This is a genomic window from Psychrobacter sp. JB385, assembly GCF_900163785.1.
GTDB lineage: Bacteria > Pseudomonadota > Gammaproteobacteria > Pseudomonadales > Moraxellaceae > Psychrobacter.
The window spans coordinates 182,975-197,954 of record NZ_FUKN01000010.1; the positions used below are offsets into that span (position 1 = coordinate 182,975).

Genomic DNA, 14,980 nt, shown 5'->3' on the forward strand with positions numbered 1-14,980 from the left:
TTAAGTCACAACCCATAGTTATCAGTCGTAAAGTAAAAAAAGGCCAAACGTCATAAACGTTTGGCTTTTTATGTGAGTAACAACCAATAACGGAATAAACTTATCCCTCAAGCTGTGCCATTACGTCAGCAGAGAAGTTCACGTTCGTATAAACTTCTTGCACATCATCAGCATCTTCTAACATATCGATCATTTTGAGGATTTTTTCGGCATCATCCACATTGTCTATCTCAGCGGTGGTTGATGGCGACATAGTCACTTCTGCATTGTCAGAGACAAGACCAGCAGCATTAAGCGCGTCTTGAACTTGACCAAAACTTTCCCATTCAGTGATGACCATCAATGTTTCGCCATCATTTTCGATATCGAGCGCGCCAGCCTCTAGCGCAACCAGCATGATATCTTCTTCTAAGCTGGTATCATTAAAACTGATTTCACCGCGTTTGGTAAATAGGTAAGCCACCGATCCTGACGTGCCCAAATTACCATCATTTTTTGTAAATGCATGACGTACTTCGCTGACAGTACGATTAAGATTGTCAGTCATAGTCTCAACCAATACTGCCACACCGCCAACCCCATAGCCCTCATAGCTGACTTCTTCCATGTTTTCGTTGTCACCGCCACCAGTACCGCGATCGACAGCGCGATTGATGGTGTCTCGGGTCATATTGACCGACAATGCTTTTTCGATGACAGCACGCAAGCGTGGGTTCTTATCCGGATCAGGATCACCTTGCTTGGCAGCAGAAACAATTTCACGAATAATCTTGGTAAATATCTTACCTTTTACCGCATCCTGACGGGCTTTACGGTGTTTGATATTTGCCCATTTTGAATGGCCTGCCATATTACATCCTTAATTTTTGCGTATTATTTTTTATGCTTAAAAAACCGATTAATAACACTTCTCAACGCTTAAATGTATATCTGTCATTGAGCCTATCTGAGTACTTAAAGTAATAGAGCTACCTACGTACTAACGATTTTTATGTCGTTAGAAGTGCTTTTTTGCTACACTGTGGCAACTTATGCGTTATATTCACGGTGATAAGTCGGGAATATTATAAACCAGTTTCGTGTATTTTAACCAATTTGGCCTTATTCCTCATATTTTAAGTCATTGCTTATTATCAAGCCATTGATTTTACGACGTACGGACTCTATGAAACAACCAACCACCGAAGCCATCACACACTTACGCAACCGCATTCATATCATCATTGAAGGTACGGATACCCGTTTGGGTAAGCTTTTCGATATTGTGTTGCTGATTGCTATTTTGGCCAGTGTGGGCGTGGTCATGTTAGACAGTGTGTTGTTTGTACGCTTGCAATATGGAACGATATTTTTTTATGCAGAATGGTTTTTTACCATTTTGTTCACGATTGAATATATATTGAGGCTGTTTTCGGCGCCCAATCGTTTTCGTTATGCATTCAGTTTTTTTGGTATTGTAGATTTGCTGTCTATCTTACCCAGTTACTTGAGCCTTGTCTTTGGTGGCGTACAGTACCTTATTGTCATACGTATTTTGCGTCTTTTACGGGTGTTTCGGGTTCTTAAGCTCAAAGGTTATATGCAACAAGCAGGTTTTTTGGCGTCAGCACTAAGAACCAGTCAGCAAAAAATAACGGTATTTTTCTTATCACTCGTTCTTTTGGTGACTATCTATGGCTCCATCGTATACGTGGTGGAAGGTCCAGAAAACGGTTTTACCAGTATTCCAATCTCTATTTATTGGGCCGTTGTGACATTAACCACAGTAGGATATGGTGATATTTCACCGAAAACGCCACTTGGTCAGGCCATCGCAACGATGGTCATGATTACAGGTTATGCCGTCATTGCGGTACCAACCGGTATTTTTACCTCAGAGTTGACACGTAACATGCGTCCGCAGCTTAATCCAGTGACCTGCCCGAACTGTGGCAAGTTCGGTCATGCCATAGGGGCTGAGTTTTGTGATCGCTGTGGTCATGCATTACACGTCTAGATAGTGACACTGGCGTTCGTCTAACATCCAGAAATATACTTATTGTCTAGACATCAATATAATCATCGACGAATGGTGACAAATCAATCTTAACACCCAAATTGACTAAGTTCCAATACTGTCCAGATATGGTACGATCTAGCATCATAGTGGTTGCAGACGGCTGAAATTGACCAAAGTATTTCAAAGAGGTACGCATTTGCGCAATGGCTTCGTGATGTATTTGGCTACTACCAAAATCAAAATCGCCTTCATGATAAGGCTTAATAGATAAAGGTTTTAGACCAATGGATAGCCATTTTTCATAGAATTCCCCAGGTATGTTTTTGTCATCATCTCGGCGGATATCTAAGGCAATCAAATCCTGCTCAAGCGCCGTTACATCGCCTCTAATGGCATGTTTGGCGAATCGACGAAACAATTGAACCTCGCTGTCACTATAGCTACGAATACCACCAAAATCATAAGCGACAACACTGCCATCTTCTCGAAAAGCAAAGTTGCCGGGGTGTGGGTCACAGTGCATGCGATATAAGCCAAATAATTGCCCTGCAGTAAAGTGAAACAAGCGCTCAGCTATCTTTTCTTTGATGTCGTTGTCCCAAGTGGCAGCAACTGTTAGGGTTTCGCCCATCTCTTCAGTCAAGGTCAAAATGCGCTTAGATGAGTGACTGCTGATGACTTTAGGGATAACAAGACCTTCATCATTGGCATGGAAAGCCCCAAACACTCGTAAATTGTGGGCTTCTTTAATATAGTCCAATTCATCATGCAAGCTTTGGCGAATTTCATTAAATAGTTGTTCTTGTAGTTGCTTGCTCATATTGAGCACACCAGCGATTTTCAACGCCATACGGACTTGCTTTAGATCACTGTCACAGTTTTCATCCACATCAGGATACTGAACCTTCACCACCACTTTTTGTCCAGATGGCAAGATGGCTTTATGCACCTGCCCAATGGAAGCGGCGGCAAAGGGCATCTCTTCAAATTCGCTGAATAGCTCATTGATGGGTGCTTTTAATTCACGCTCTACTTGTGCGCGGATTTGCGCATAAGGCATCGGCGGTGCGTCTTTTTGCAGTTTTTCTAGCGCAGTTGCCACTTCAGGAGGGAATACGTCTTTGTATTGTGAGGCAATTTGTCCTACTTTCATGACGGCGCCTTTCATCTCCCCCAAGGTTTCGGCTATCTGAATACCCACATCTTGCATCAACTCTGAGCGCGCTTGTATTCGCTTTTCTTCGTCGCTTGAGAGATGTCTAAATGAGTTTTTAGCTGCTTTACCGGCAATACTTGCTGTCATACCAGCGAGTTTCATAAAGCGCTTTCCAGACGATTTTGCCATTCATATCACCATATAGTGGATTGTTTGCTCAGCCGTAATTCTAATACTTTAACCAGATGATTGCTGTTTAACTAATGTGCTGATAAAAAAGTTATCTGATACAAACCCTGACCTGTACTTACCTTTAGTTGCTACTATGGATATTGTGAGTATCTATATCGCTCATATCTATAGAGTAGAGATGATCAAGCCAATACGTCAACGCCATCTGATATCCTAAATGTCCCAAGCCGCAGATAACCCCAACAGCGACATCGCTCAAGTAAGAATGATGGCGAAAAGGCTCGCGCGCATGAACATTGGATAGATGCACTTCGATAAACGGTTTTTGTGTGCCAAGTAGGGCATCGCGTAGCGCCACCGAGGTATGAGTGAACGCGGCAGGATTGATAATGATCGCATCTACTTGCTCGGTTGCATTGGCCAACAACCCATAATGCTGTATGTCATCGACCAGCTTGCCTTCATGGTTTGACTGTATACAAATCAACTCGATACCGTGCTCGGCAGCACGTGCTATCAAACGCTTCTCAATGTCTGCAAGCGTTGTATGACCGTAAATCTCAGGTTCACGCTTACCCAGCAAGTTTAAATTGACGCCATTAATCAGCAGTAATTTATGGGTTAGGTGTTTGGTGGTATTTTGCTTTGAGGTTTTTGTATTTGAGGCAGGTACAGAAGGGGTTGTCATAATGATCTCTATAACAGTTGAGCAGTAAGGGTAAATTATAATTTATTGTAAAATATATCGATGGTAAAAAAGTAAAAAAGCTAATTTCATAGTATTTGTCTTTATGATAACAGCTTGCCCATAAGGTTATAAAAAAATTATGAGGTAAATAAAATAAAGAATAAAAAACAGATTAAAAGTCTTTATGTTGCTAAAAACCCGTGCTATGATATTTTTTACGCAATATTTATTGCAAGTTTGTTACTATCATTATGATAAGCTTGAGTAGAAGAGAAGCGTTGGTTGTAAGAACGACTCTTTGAAGCCATGGCTTTATGCAAATAATGATGGTAAAAGTAGTACTCTTAAGTTTTTGATTTTATAATCTTAGATCCCGTTTGTATGCAATGTTGCAAAGGAATTTGGGGCTAAGCGGACTTTTTTAGGAAGCAATATTATGTCAGCTCGTGAGCAAGGTATCGTTAAGTGGTTTAATGACTCAAAAGGCTTTGGTTTCATTCAACGTGACAGCGGAGAAGACATCTTTGTTCATTTCCGTGCGATTCAAGGTGATGGCTATCGTTCTTTGAAAGACGGTGAAAAGGTTGAGTTTAGCGTAGTTGAAGGCGATAAAGGTCTTCAAGCTGAAGAAGTCAGAAAAGTAGGAGAGTAATCTATCCAGTCATGACAGCGGTTTCGCTATATTGTCTGTATACACTACTGATATACTACTGAGTCAAGCCCAGCTTATCTTACCTGTGTTGAGTGACATCAACATACTCGGTAGAATAAGGTATTGGGTTTGACTTTTTTTATGCTCCTATGTTTGTCAATGATATGCAAATCAAACGCTGCTCTCATGATTGCGCTCATTGCGCAATAAGACAACCGATTATCCACTTTCCATTCATAATCAATAACAAGTAGCCATTCATTTAAAAGGATATTTTTTTGAGTAATTTTACGACTTTTACTGACTTGCCACTGTCAGCTGCAACGTTACGCGCTGTTAATGACTTAGGGTTCACAGCATTAACCCCAATCCAAGCAAAAATACTGCCTCATACTTTGGCAAATCAAGATGCTATTGGACAGGCACAGACGGGTACTGGCAAGACGGCAACGTTTTTATTGACTATCATGGAAGCCTTGCTTAAGCGTCCTTTTGGTAATGATGAAGAGCGCTACTTAGGGGAGCCGCGTGCTGTGGTCATGGCGCCCACTCGTGAACTTGCTCAGCAAATATTTGAAGATTGTCTTGCGTTGACTAAGTACACCTCACTTCATAGTGTGTGTATCATGGGTGGAACCAATTATGAAAATCAGCAGCATGAGCTTGATCGTCAATATGTTGATATTCTAGTAGCAACGCCTGGCCGTCTCATTGATCTTGCCAATAAGGGCATGGTTTTTTTAGATCGTGTAGAAGTGCTGGTATTAGATGAAGCCGATCGCATGCTTGACATGGGCTTTATCCCAGATATCAAGCGTTTGGTAGGCCGAATGCCCGCCAATACAGATCGTCAAAGTCTACTGTTTTCAGCCACCTTTAACCAAGATGTCATGAATCTGGCCTATCGCTGGTTACATGAACCACAGTTTGTTGAGATTGAACCTGAACACAAAACCAGCGAGTTGGTCGATCAGCATTTTTACTTATTGACAGAAGATCAAAAGCTGGCAGCGTTGCAGCGCATTATTAGCGATACAGCGGTAGATAAAGTGATTATCTTTGCCAATCGTAAAGATCAAGTTAAGCGTCTCTACCATAAGCTGCGTCAAGCCCATAAAATTGTCATGTTATCAGGTGACGTCATTCAACAAAAACGTGAGAAGTATCTACAGCGCTTTAAAGACGGACATGCCTCAATCTTAGTAGCGACGGACGTGGCAGGTCGCGGAATTCATGTCGATGATATCAGCCATGTCATCAATTATACGTTGCCTGATCAGCCAGACGATTATGTACATCGTATTGGACGTACTGGTCGTGCTGGACAAACAGGTATTAGTATCAGCTTTGTGAGTGAAGATGATGCCTTTAATATACCGGCGTTAGAAGACCACTTAGAGACTAAGTTTGCGCTTGAGCAATGGCAAGAGTAAATTTTATACAATAAGAATTACTCAATAAAAAAGTCCCTACTATCAAAAGTGAGAGTAGGGACTTCTTTATTGTGCATAGAAAAATTTAGCGTTAAAAAAATTACTGGAAATCAGTGAGTATGATGCATCGTCTCCGTGTCATCACTCATATTATGCATACTATGATCCATCTCTTGGTTCATATCATGATTCATTTGACTCATGTCAGAGTGGTTAGCAGGATCCGTAGTCGTATGATTGCCGCCGTGATTGTGTTCACCGTGCATGCTAGACATGACAATGGGTGTAAAGACAACGGCTAAACCAGATATCACTAACACCGCACCATTTAACTGCCTTAAACGAAAACGTCCAATTTTATCACGCAACCAACCAACAGTCTCATGAGTGGCGACAAGCATCGGCACGGTTCCTAAACCGAATACAAACATAAGCGCCGCACCGCTCAGTGGATTATGCGTAACCACAGCGATAAGTAATGCACCATATACCAGACCGCAAGGTAAAAACCCCCAAAGCAGCCCTGCAGTTAGCGCGCGCGGGAAGGTATTTAAGGGAAATACTTTTTGACGAAGCGGGCTTAGATACTGCCAAAAACGCATACCAAACCGTTCAAGTTTATTCAAAAAGGGTGCGCCAAGCATGGTGACGCCAACAAATGCTAGTACTAAGCCCAATAAGATACGTGGCAGGTTATTACCCGTCATCAGCGGCTCTAACACAGTCGTACCAATCAAGCCTGCCATCAAACCTAAAAATGCATAACTGGCCAAACGACCAATATGATAGGTGGCAACCAGCGCACGACGTTTGGCTGGGCTTGAATCTTTCATCGATAACCCAAATGCGGTTACAAGACCGCCGCACATACCTAGGCAATGGGGAGAGCCGAAAAACCCCATAAGTAACGCGGCGACAAGTAAAGCGGTGGTCATAGAGGGCATCTCCAAAAAAGAAAACCTAATACTGTCTTTAATAGTGAGTATAAGAGTGCGCTAAACAGCTCAATGAAGGAGAGAACAGATGACAATCAAAGTGTGAATGTTTTTTATTTACTAACGTGCTTGATGGACTTTGTATCGGTACGGTCCGCTTTTGTGCTATCGATGTCAGCCTCAGTCAGCTTGCTCTTCTGAGAGGTAGGCTCTGTATGAGCTTGCATGGTTTGCCTACGTTCTTGACGATCGTCCAAGATGATACGCTGTGAGGCATTGTCTAAGTCTTCGAACTGGTTTGATTTGACAGCATATCGTACGGCCCAAATGGCAACCACAAACAGCATGAGACTTAATGGAATTAGTAAAAATATACTGAGCATGGTCACTCTCTTAAATAGCAATTTCCCTAACCATTATACACCTATTGTCAGTGTGGTGATGAATGTGAGGCAAATGAGTATCATAAAATATGCTACCAAGGCAAAGGTCTGTCGCTATTCATCCGTTGTCTTAGTAGCATTACCTCGTGGCGTTAGCAACTGCTGTGACGTCACGTCTCTCGCTTGACGGCAATCTACCTGCGGTCGTATCACATCGCGCAAATAAGCGGCAACCTCATAAACAGCACGTCTTGAATGACTGAGGTTTTGTGCAGGTTTCATCCAATCACGATTGACGGGTAAAGGCGCATTAAGCGGCGTACTATTGATACCATTTAAAGCAAACTGTCTACGGGCGCGCGCCATATGATAACTATCAGTAATGAGATACACATGGTATAAAGGAATGCGTTTGGCAGTAAAGCGCGCGTTTTCGCAAGTATTCATACTGGCATTTTCGCTAATCAAGCCATCAATGCCATGTTCAATAAGCCATTGACCAAGCCATGGCGCTTCAGCACCACTTAAGACAATGGGCAACGGCAAGTCGTGATAGGCGCTAGCAGCTGTACGAGCACGATTGAGACTGTAATTATTGAGGATGATTTGATTGTTATTATCATTGGTTAATCCTCCTCCTAATACCACATAAGCAGTCGGTGGCGAAGTCATCGCCATGCCAGACACTTTGGGTAACGGTAGTAGGGTAAATAGATAAACAACTGTTTGAGAAAATAACGGTGTGAATAAGCTGATGAGTACTAAAATAACAGCCGTTGAACCCAGCACAAAAGTAATATTGATAATACGAAACACCCTCATCATACGCTCAGCTGAGCGCAAATAATACCGCCATAGCCTTTTAGATAACGGCTTTCTAGACGATCGTCTATTGGATCTTGACGATTTACGCCACATACTCATCATATCCAACTGAGCCATCCGTATTTACCCAAACTGGCTCACGGGATAATTGAATAGCAAATTTTTCAAAAACAACCATGGCGATATATTTTTGAGAGGTTGCCACGTCATCTTGGGTTGCTTGATAAGGCGTATGATTAGTCAGTACTAAGGCTTGATGTTGATGAGTAACGATAGGTGCAATGCCGCCACCTTTTAATCCTGATTGCTCAATCAGCCATCCTGCTGCAACCTTGACCATATTATCAGGCATTGGGTAGCCAACGATAGCAGGATAGGTGGTTTGTAATTGGGTGAATTGCTCTAGAGATATGATAGGGTTCTGGAAAAAGCTACCACAATTGGGTAAATGTTTAGGATCAGGCAGTTTTTGCTGACGGATATCTATGATCGCCTGCATCACATCAACCGGCGTTGCTTGAGTACGACCTTGCTGCTCAGCATAGCGCTGTGCAACCGTTTGGACATCTCCATAACTGGCTAAGACTTTGTTGATATCAGTATGCAATCTGAACCCAACGCAACTGATTAACCATGTATTGGGGGCGCGTTTAAAGATACTATCGCGATAGCCAAACTCGCAATCAGCTGTACTTAACTGGTGCCATGTTTTGGTTGGTAAATGATAAGCGCGTACATATTGCATGCAATCTTCTAGCTGCACGCCGTAAGCACCGATATTCTGTACAGGAGCAGCTCCAGTAAGACCAGGTATTAACGCAAGATTTTCAAGTCCATACCAGCCTTGGTTTACCGTATGTACCACCAAGTCATGCCAGTTTTCGCCCGCCATGACTTCAATATCAACGTACTCATCAGTCTGCGCTACTAGAGTAATACCGCGCATTTTTGGCTGTAATACGATTGCATCTAATTGTGGTGGCAGTAAGACATTACTGCCACCAGAGAGTACAAATAATGGTTTTTGGTTTATGATGTCTGCATAACTTGCCATAACAGCGTCAAGTTGCGACTCATCTGTCAATGTCACGACTGAATCAGCAGCACAGGCCAGTGCCATTGTATTACTGTGTGATAAATCCACCGATACATCAGAGGGTAATAGGTTGGATGAATCAATTCCCATGGTAGATGGAGCGCTAGTATCAAAACGTGCAGTTGAGGTCATAATAGAGCCTATGTGGCGAATAAATAGCAAACTATGCGGCGTTTATTATAAAGGATAAGAAACATAAAAGGAGCATAAATGAGCATTCAAACCTAGCAAGCTTTCCAACTCTCAATCCAAGCTTGGGCGCTTGATTCGATACGTTCAATGACATCTTCAAAATCGTCATTCTCCCCTTTATAAGGGTCAGGCACATCATCACCGCTGTAGATAGGATCTTCTTCGCTAAACAATGCCAGCTTGGCTAAAGAGTCCTCAGGATCAGCTAACTCATCTTTGATAGCCTGTAAGTCAGCTAAGTTTTGTGCATCCATCGCTAAAATCAAATCAAAATTACGGAAGTCATCGGCACTTACTTGACGTGCGACCAACTTATTGATTTTATAGCCGTGTGATTTTGCATGGCGCTGCGAACGCTTATCAGGAGCATCGCCTACATGCCAATCACTTGTCCCTGCCGAGTCCACTTTAATTGATAATCCCGCAATGGCTGCTTGCTGACGGAAAATCTCCTCAGCTGTGGGCGAGCGACAAATATTGCCTAAGCAAACCAGTAGTACAGAAGAGGGCGTACAGGTTTTTATCAGCATAATATGACCTTTTAGAACGAAAAAACATGTCACAAGAAACCAGCATGAGTAATGCGATTCTTAGTAACATGCTATCAATAAAAAACAGATGCCAGAGTAACGGTTAATGCCTTGAATGGCAAGGGCAGAGGCTGAACACAGTGGTCATCCAAACATTAGATAATGACAGCAGTCACAGTCAAACACCTTGATATTGTGGTGGCTTTAATCTTGCTTACTTTTAAAGCGTTGAATGTCGCGGCGCTCTTTTTTGTTGGGTTTGTTATCGGGCCTGGCAAGGTTGGCAAGTTTACGCTGCTCAGCATAATAAGCGCGCCGTGTTTCACTTTCCTCAGTCTCTGAATATAAGACTTGAGCCGCATCGGCATTGCCACGTTGGGCAGATAGCGCCTCAACGATCACGGTCTTTTCAGTCATTGCAGTGGCTGACCCTTGACGAATCGTTAGTTCATCCCCGACTGCAATCTCTTTACTGGTTTTGACTCGGCTACCACCATAATGTACCCGTCCACTTTCGATGGCCTGTTTGGCAAGTGTGCGCGTTCGATAAAAACGTGCTGCCCAAAGCCATTTATCAAGACGAATTCTAGCAAGTGCTTGATTTTTATCATCAATGTTGTTTTTCATAATAATCACTCTGTATTGATTTCTGTCTCTCTTTAAAACAAGACAATACTCATAATATTAGGGCGAATTTCGCATTTACAAATAAATTTTTCTTATTAATTACAATAAGGTAGCCACTTTTGGTCAACGTTTAGAATGACGATAAACCTTTACTGCCATGGTTTTTGCCGTATTCGATTTTAGATTTTCTAAGCCATCTATCACGCCATCGATATCTTCTACCGTTTTATTTTGACTTAGTTTAAATTGGGCTTGTATTGATTCAATTGTGAGTTTGAATCCAACAATACCTCGACACATTGCATTGATATAATCATCAGGTGCATCATCCAATGACCAAGGATTATCTGAGATAGCTTCTTGTTGCATGGTCATCGTGCTTAATAACCATTTAAGCTTGTTGGTTTCTTCAATCAGCTCTATTTTAGATTGGATATGAATACTCTGGTAATTCCAAGTGGGTACTACTTTATGTGCTTTAGCTTTGGAAGGATACCAATTTGGACTGATGTAGTGTCCTGAATCTTGAAAAATAACCAACCATGAAGCATTTGGTAAAGCGGTTTGATAGATAGGGTTCTTACGACCAAAGTGACCGTAAAGACAGCCATTTGTCTTATCAGAATCATTGCTTTCATTGTGCCAGAACAAAGGTATATGACAAGCTTCCATATCATTAGGCGTTTGTGCGACTGATGTCGCTAAAGGGTTCGCTGCTATAAACTCAACAATAGTATCTATATTGTCTTCGGCGAAAGTTGAAGGAATGTGCATGATGCTCTCAAGGTGAAAGAGCGATCCGTCTTACTAAGAGAGATCGCTCATACTTGCTATGTACAAGAAGATAATTTTTTATAGTATGCTACTTTTGTTGATAATGACTCATTTCAAAAATAGCTGATAGCCGATATTGTCATTTAGCATCGTACAGTCATAGCCAATATCGAGTAGGGCGTCTTGTAATTGGCGAGAGTTGCTTTCAGTCGCTTGTAAACCGACCAAAACGCGTCCTTCAGCAGCGCCATGATTGCGATAATGAAACAAGGTAATGTTAAAATCATCGCCCAATTTTTCTAAGAACGTCAGTAAGGCACCTGGGCGTTCTGGAAACTCCACTTTTAGCAGTTGTTCATTTTCGATATGAGCATGACCTCCAATCAAATGACGGATATGCGATTTGGCAATGTCGTCATCTGTTAAGTCGTGGGCTTCATAGCCGTCATCTGCTAATTGATTGCTAATGGTTTGTCGTTCTTTTTCACCTTCTTTTAAGGCGATACCGACAAAGATGGCTGCTGGCTCCATAGAATCAGGGGATTTTTTACTACTGGCACGATAGTTAAACTCAGTGATATTGCGTCCATGTAGACTGCGGCAAAAGTTTAAAAAAGCACCCGTTTGCTCAGGAATCGCAACGCCAAAAATGGCTTCTTTCTTCTCACCAATTTCGGTACGTTCAGCGATATAACGCAAACGATCAAAATTCATATTGGCACCGCAGACGATACCGACACAGTTTTTGCCCTGTAGGTTGTTTGCTTTGATATATTTTTTCATGCCTGCTACAGACAAGGCACCAGCAGGTTCGACAATGCTACGGTTTTCTTCAAAGATATCTTTGACAGCGGCGCAAACCTCATCATTAGTACAAGTAACGACTTCAGGCTCGACCACAGGACCTGAACGATCGCTCTTTTGCATACGTACCACATCAAAAGGCAATTCGCCTATCTGTGCGACTGCGACGCCATCTACGAACAAGCCGACTTGCTCAAGCTTAACACGTTCACCTGTTTCAAGTGCTGCCTTCAAGCAGGCAGATTGATCCGCTTCTACTGCAATGACTTTGACATGCGGCGCGACCTCTCCTAAAAACGCGGCAACCCCTGAGATTAGACCGCCACCGCCTACCGCTACAAAGACATAATCCATATTACGCCATTGCTGAGTCAGCTCTAGACCAATGGTGCCTTGTCCAGCAATGACCAACTCATCATCATAAGGCGGGATAAAAGTGAGGCCTTCGCGCTCAGCACGCTCAATGGCATAACGATTGGCTTGATCAAAGCTATCACCATGTAAATCGACGTTGCCGCCCAATGCTTTCACCGCCTCTACTTTAATATCAGGCGTGGTAGTGGGCATGACGATGATGTTATTCAGCGATAATTTGCGAGCAGAGTACGCAACCCCTTGCGCGTGGTTGCCAGCCGAAGCACAAATCACGCCACGGGCTTTTTGCTCGTCGCTCAATTGGCTAATACGGTTATAGGCACCGCGCAATTTGAAGGATTTGACGGGTTGCAAGTCTTCACGTTTGAAGCGAATGTCGTTGGCAAAACGTTGGGTCAACTTGGGTGCAATTTCCAATGGTGTTTGAATGGCAACGTCATAGACAGTGGCTTGCAAAATGGCTCGTACCCAACGTGACAGCATAGTAGTTCCTAAACAGATGGTAAATGAATATAAAAAATGAAATAGATTAGCCTATGCTGATTTTGATTGTCTTGCAAGACACAATTGCATTTTTTGCTATGATTGACGGTTTTGTGGCTCGCCAGTAAAAACTGCGCCAGTAAAAAAGTGAAAATACGCGACGCACTTTAATAAAATGCCGCATCAGAGACTTGACGTACTTTAATATGTCTGTATTATTAGACATATGGAAATGACTACTGCTATCGCCAGCTTTGCTGCGCTCTCTCAAGACACTCGTTTAAAAGCCTTTCGGTTACTTGTCAATCAAGAGCCGAACGGCTTACCTGCGGGTGAAATAGCCCGTCAATTGGACGTGCCCCACAATACTATGTCAACGCATTTATCTGTGCTGGCACGAGCGGGATGGGTCGTCTCAAAAAGACACAGCCGTCAGATAGTGTATCGTGCTTCTTTGTCGCATATGGAAGCGGTCGTTCAGTTTTTATTGCAAGATTGTTGTGCAGGACATCCTGAATTTTGCGCATCGCTTGTCAGTAGCTTGAGTGGGTGCGAAGTGGTTAAAGCCGACCATTAAGATGATTACCAACGCATATTTTGATAAACATATTTATAAAATAGACGAGGTTATTGTGAAACCATTTGAAGCATCAAAACCATTGATTTTTCATAATCCTAACTGCGGTACTTCGCGTAATACGTTGGCTATTATGAAAGCCTCAGGTGAACAGCCAGACATAGTGGAATATCTAAAAACACCACCAACGCGTGACTATCTGGTTGAGCTATTAACAAAAATGGCGATACCTCCGCGCGAGCTGCTACGAAGTAAGGAGCCAATCTGTAAGGAGCTGGGTTTAGACAATGCTAGCGTCTCTGATGATCAATTGATTGATGCCATGATTGCGCATCCTATTTTGATCAATCGTCCTATCGTGGTGACGGATAAAGGCGCGGCCTTATGTCGTCCTTCAGAGCGAGTGTTTGACCTACTAAACACGCCAGTGAGCAGTTTTACTAAAGAAGATGGAGAGGTTATTCATTATGGACAACCGTAACCATCAAGCAGAAAAAGCAAACCTTGAATCGGCGGACTCAGAGTCGGTAGGGTTAGAGAGTATTAATTTTGATGAGTTACCCAATATTGATCCAAGTCACATACAGCCGATTGATATTGAATCTTTGGTTGGTACAAGTGATCCACGTCATCCACCCAAGATACTCGTATTGTATGGGTCTTTACGCACACGCTCATTTTCTAAATTGGCGGCGCAAGAAGCCAGTCGTTTATTGCGTTGGTACGGCTGTGAGGTCAAAATGTTTGACCCATCAGGTTTGCCGCTGCCCGATGATGCAGACTCTGAGCATCCCAAAGTACAGGAATTGCGAGAGCTGGCACAATGGTCAGAAGGGATGCTTTGGGTCAGTCCAGAGCGTCACGGTAGCATGACCAGTATTATGAAAGCGCAGATCGATTGGATACCACTATCACTTGGTGGCGTACGTCCGACCCAAGGCAAAACGCTGGCTGTGATGCAAGTGAGTGGTGGCAGTCAAAGCTTTAATACAGTCAATCAGCTACGGATTCTTGGTCGTTGGATGCGAATGATTACGATCCCTAATCAATCTTCTATTCCAAAAGCCTTTTTAGAGTTCAACGATAACAATCGCATGGATATGTCTCCTTTATATTTGCGCCTCGTGGATGTCTGCGAAGAGTTAGTGAAGTTTACTTGGCTCACACGCGGGCGCTCAGCGTATTTAACCGATCGCTATTCAGAACGCGTAGAAAGTGCCGAAGAGCTCTCACGCCGTGTGAATCAAAAATCAATTTAA

Annotated in this window: 17 protein-coding genes; 6 read left to right on the plus strand and 11 right to left on the minus strand. The window is 42.8% G+C overall.

Annotated elements, in window-relative coordinates; genetic code table 11:
- Nucleotides 1–100 precede the first annotated feature (100 nt).
- Complete coding sequence (locus tag CZ794_RS04880) at nucleotides 101–850, minus strand: YebC/PmpR family DNA-binding transcriptional regulator (RefSeq protein WP_087040551.1); 750 nt, start codon at nucleotides 848–850, stop codon at nucleotides 101–103.
- A gap of 315 nt (nucleotides 851–1,165) precedes the next feature.
- Between CZ794_RS04880 and CZ794_RS04885 the strand changes: the two genes are divergently transcribed.
- Nucleotides 1,166–1,996, plus strand: coding sequence for an ion transporter (locus CZ794_RS04885; protein ID WP_087040552.1), 831 nt, complete (start codon nucleotides 1,166–1,168; stop codon nucleotides 1,994–1,996).
- 46 nt (nucleotides 1,997–2,042) lie between these two features.
- On the opposite strand, the gene CZ794_RS04890 is transcribed toward CZ794_RS04885, so the two are convergent.
- Nucleotides 2,043–3,344: an AarF/ABC1/UbiB kinase family protein gene (locus CZ794_RS04890; protein WP_087040553.1), complete on the minus strand. Its 1,302-nt coding sequence runs from the start codon at nucleotides 3,342–3,344 to the stop codon at nucleotides 2,043–2,045.
- Between the two features lie 124 nt (nucleotides 3,345–3,468).
- A complete protein-coding gene (gene aroQ, locus CZ794_RS04895; protein WP_087040554.1) occupies nucleotides 3,469–4,035 on the minus strand; it encodes a type II 3-dehydroquinate dehydratase in 567 nt (188 codons plus the stop codon).
- 436 nt (nucleotides 4,036–4,471) lie between these two features.
- Between aroQ and CZ794_RS04900 the strand changes: the two genes are divergently transcribed.
- Both CZ794_RS04900 and CZ794_RS04905 read left to right on the plus strand, forming a co-directional pair.
- Entirely contained in the window at nucleotides 4,472–4,687 is a 216-nt protein-coding gene (locus tag CZ794_RS04900) for a cold-shock protein (RefSeq protein WP_062844694.1), read from the plus strand.
- A 278-nt stretch (nucleotides 4,688–4,965) separates the two neighbouring features.
- Nucleotides 4,966–6,120 (plus strand): DEAD/DEAH box helicase, encoded by a 1,155-nt coding sequence (locus tag CZ794_RS04905; RefSeq protein WP_087040555.1) that lies wholly within the window; start codon nucleotides 4,966–4,968, stop codon nucleotides 6,118–6,120.
- Nucleotides 6,121–6,230: 110 nt separating this feature from the next.
- Here CZ794_RS04905 and CZ794_RS04910 read toward each other — a convergent pair whose 3' ends face one another.
- The 8 genes from CZ794_RS04910 to ilvA form a co-directional block, all read right to left on the minus strand.
- Nucleotides 6,231–7,055, minus strand: coding sequence for a sulfite exporter TauE/SafE family protein (locus tag CZ794_RS04910; RefSeq protein ID WP_087040556.1), 825 nt, complete (start codon nucleotides 7,053–7,055; stop codon nucleotides 6,231–6,233).
- A 113-nt stretch (nucleotides 7,056–7,168) separates the two neighbouring features.
- A complete protein-coding gene (gene ccoS / locus CZ794_RS14160; RefSeq protein ID WP_256958866.1) occupies nucleotides 7,169–7,438 on the minus strand; it encodes a cbb3-type cytochrome oxidase assembly protein CcoS in 270 nt (89 codons plus the stop codon).
- 114 nt (nucleotides 7,439–7,552) lie between these two features.
- On the minus strand, nucleotides 7,553–8,263 hold the full coding sequence (locus tag CZ794_RS04920; protein WP_256958867.1) for a YdcF family protein: 711 nt from the start codon (nucleotides 8,261–8,263) through the stop codon (nucleotides 7,553–7,555).
- An 82-nt stretch (nucleotides 8,264–8,345) separates the two neighbouring features.
- Nucleotides 8,346–9,491 carry a UDP-N-acetylmuramate dehydrogenase gene (gene murB, locus CZ794_RS04925; RefSeq protein ID WP_373407893.1) on the minus strand — a complete coding sequence of 382 codons (1,146 nt, stop codon included), beginning with the start codon at nucleotides 9,489–9,491 and terminating at the stop codon, nucleotides 8,346–8,348.
- 92 nt (nucleotides 9,492–9,583) lie between these two features.
- Nucleotides 9,584–10,081, minus strand: coding sequence for a low molecular weight protein-tyrosine-phosphatase (locus tag CZ794_RS04930; protein ID WP_087040558.1), 498 nt, complete (start codon nucleotides 10,079–10,081; stop codon nucleotides 9,584–9,586).
- Nucleotides 10,082–10,285: 204 nt separating this feature from the next.
- Nucleotides 10,286–10,708, minus strand: coding sequence for an RNA-binding S4 domain-containing protein (locus tag CZ794_RS04935; RefSeq protein ID WP_062844689.1), 423 nt, complete (start codon nucleotides 10,706–10,708; stop codon nucleotides 10,286–10,288).
- Between the two features lie 123 nt (nucleotides 10,709–10,831).
- Entirely contained in the window at nucleotides 10,832–11,482 is a 651-nt protein-coding gene (locus CZ794_RS04940) for an FMN-binding negative transcriptional regulator (protein WP_087040559.1), read from the minus strand.
- Between the two features lie 108 nt (nucleotides 11,483–11,590).
- The gene (gene ilvA / locus CZ794_RS04945) at nucleotides 11,591–13,144 is read right to left on the minus strand and encodes a threonine ammonia-lyase, biosynthetic (protein ID WP_087040560.1); all 1,554 of its coding nucleotides are present in this window, start codon (nucleotides 13,142–13,144) and stop codon (nucleotides 11,591–11,593) included.
- 226 nt (nucleotides 13,145–13,370) lie between these two features.
- Here ilvA and CZ794_RS04950 point away from each other — a divergent pair, with 226 nt between their 5' ends.
- From CZ794_RS04950 to arsH, 3 genes are all read left to right on the plus strand, one after another.
- Nucleotides 13,371–13,721, plus strand: a complete 351-nt coding sequence (locus CZ794_RS04950) for a helix-turn-helix transcriptional regulator (RefSeq protein ID WP_087040561.1) — start codon at nucleotides 13,371–13,373, stop codon at nucleotides 13,719–13,721.
- Nucleotides 13,722–13,776: 55 nt separating this feature from the next.
- On the plus strand, nucleotides 13,777–14,202 hold the full coding sequence (arsC, locus tag CZ794_RS04955) for an arsenate reductase (glutaredoxin) (protein ID WP_256958869.1): 426 nt from the start codon (nucleotides 13,777–13,779) through the stop codon (nucleotides 14,200–14,202).
- A gap of 61 nt (nucleotides 14,203–14,263) precedes the next feature.
- Nucleotides 14,264–14,980 carry an arsenical resistance protein ArsH gene (gene arsH / locus CZ794_RS04960; protein WP_087040684.1) on the plus strand — a complete coding sequence of 239 codons (717 nt, stop codon included), beginning with the start codon at nucleotides 14,264–14,266 and terminating at the stop codon, nucleotides 14,978–14,980.

Excerpts from the sequence above, each read along its gene's own strand:
- CZ794_RS04910 (WP_087040556.1), bottom strand. The coding sequence starts at position 7,055 with ATGACCACCGCTTTACTTGTCGCCGCGTTACTTATGGGGTTTTTCGGC.
- CZ794_RS04930 (WP_087040558.1), bottom strand. The coding sequence starts at position 10,081 with ATGCTGATAAAAACCTGTACGCCCTCTTCTGTACTACTGGTTTGCTTA.
- ilvA (WP_087040560.1), bottom strand. The coding sequence starts at position 13,144 with ATGCTGTCACGTTGGGTACGAGCCATTTTGCAAGCCACTGTCTATGAC.
- ccoS (WP_256958866.1), bottom strand. The coding sequence starts at position 7,438 with ATGCTCAGTATATTTTTACTAATTCCATTAAGTCTCATGCTGTTTGTG.
- CZ794_RS04935 (WP_062844689.1), bottom strand. The coding sequence starts at position 10,708 with ATGAAAAACAACATTGATGATAAAAATCAAGCACTTGCTAGAATTCGT.
- CZ794_RS04920 (WP_256958867.1), bottom strand. The coding sequence starts at position 8,263 with ATGATGAGGGTGTTTCGTATTATCAATATTACTTTTGTGCTGGGTTCA.
- CZ794_RS04880 (WP_087040551.1), bottom strand. The coding sequence starts at position 850 with ATGGCAGGCCATTCAAAATGGGCAAATATCAAACACCGTAAAGCCCGT.
- aroQ (WP_087040554.1), bottom strand. The coding sequence starts at position 4,035 with ATGACAACCCCTTCTGTACCTGCCTCAAATACAAAAACCTCAAAGCAA.
- CZ794_RS04885 (WP_087040552.1), top strand. The coding sequence starts at position 1,166 with ATGAAACAACCAACCACCGAAGCCATCACACACTTACGCAACCGCATT.
- murB (WP_373407893.1), bottom strand. The coding sequence starts at position 9,491 with ATGACCTCAACTGCACGTTTTGATACTAGCGCTCCATCTACCATGGGA.
- CZ794_RS04950 (WP_087040561.1), top strand. The coding sequence starts at position 13,371 with ATGGAAATGACTACTGCTATCGCCAGCTTTGCTGCGCTCTCTCAAGAC.
- CZ794_RS04890 (WP_087040553.1), bottom strand. The coding sequence starts at position 3,344 with ATGGCAAAATCGTCTGGAAAGCGCTTTATGAAACTCGCTGGTATGACA.
- CZ794_RS04940 (WP_087040559.1), bottom strand. The coding sequence starts at position 11,482 with ATGCACATTCCTTCAACTTTCGCCGAAGACAATATAGATACTATTGTT.
- CZ794_RS04900 (WP_062844694.1), top strand. The coding sequence starts at position 4,472 with ATGTCAGCTCGTGAGCAAGGTATCGTTAAGTGGTTTAATGACTCAAAA.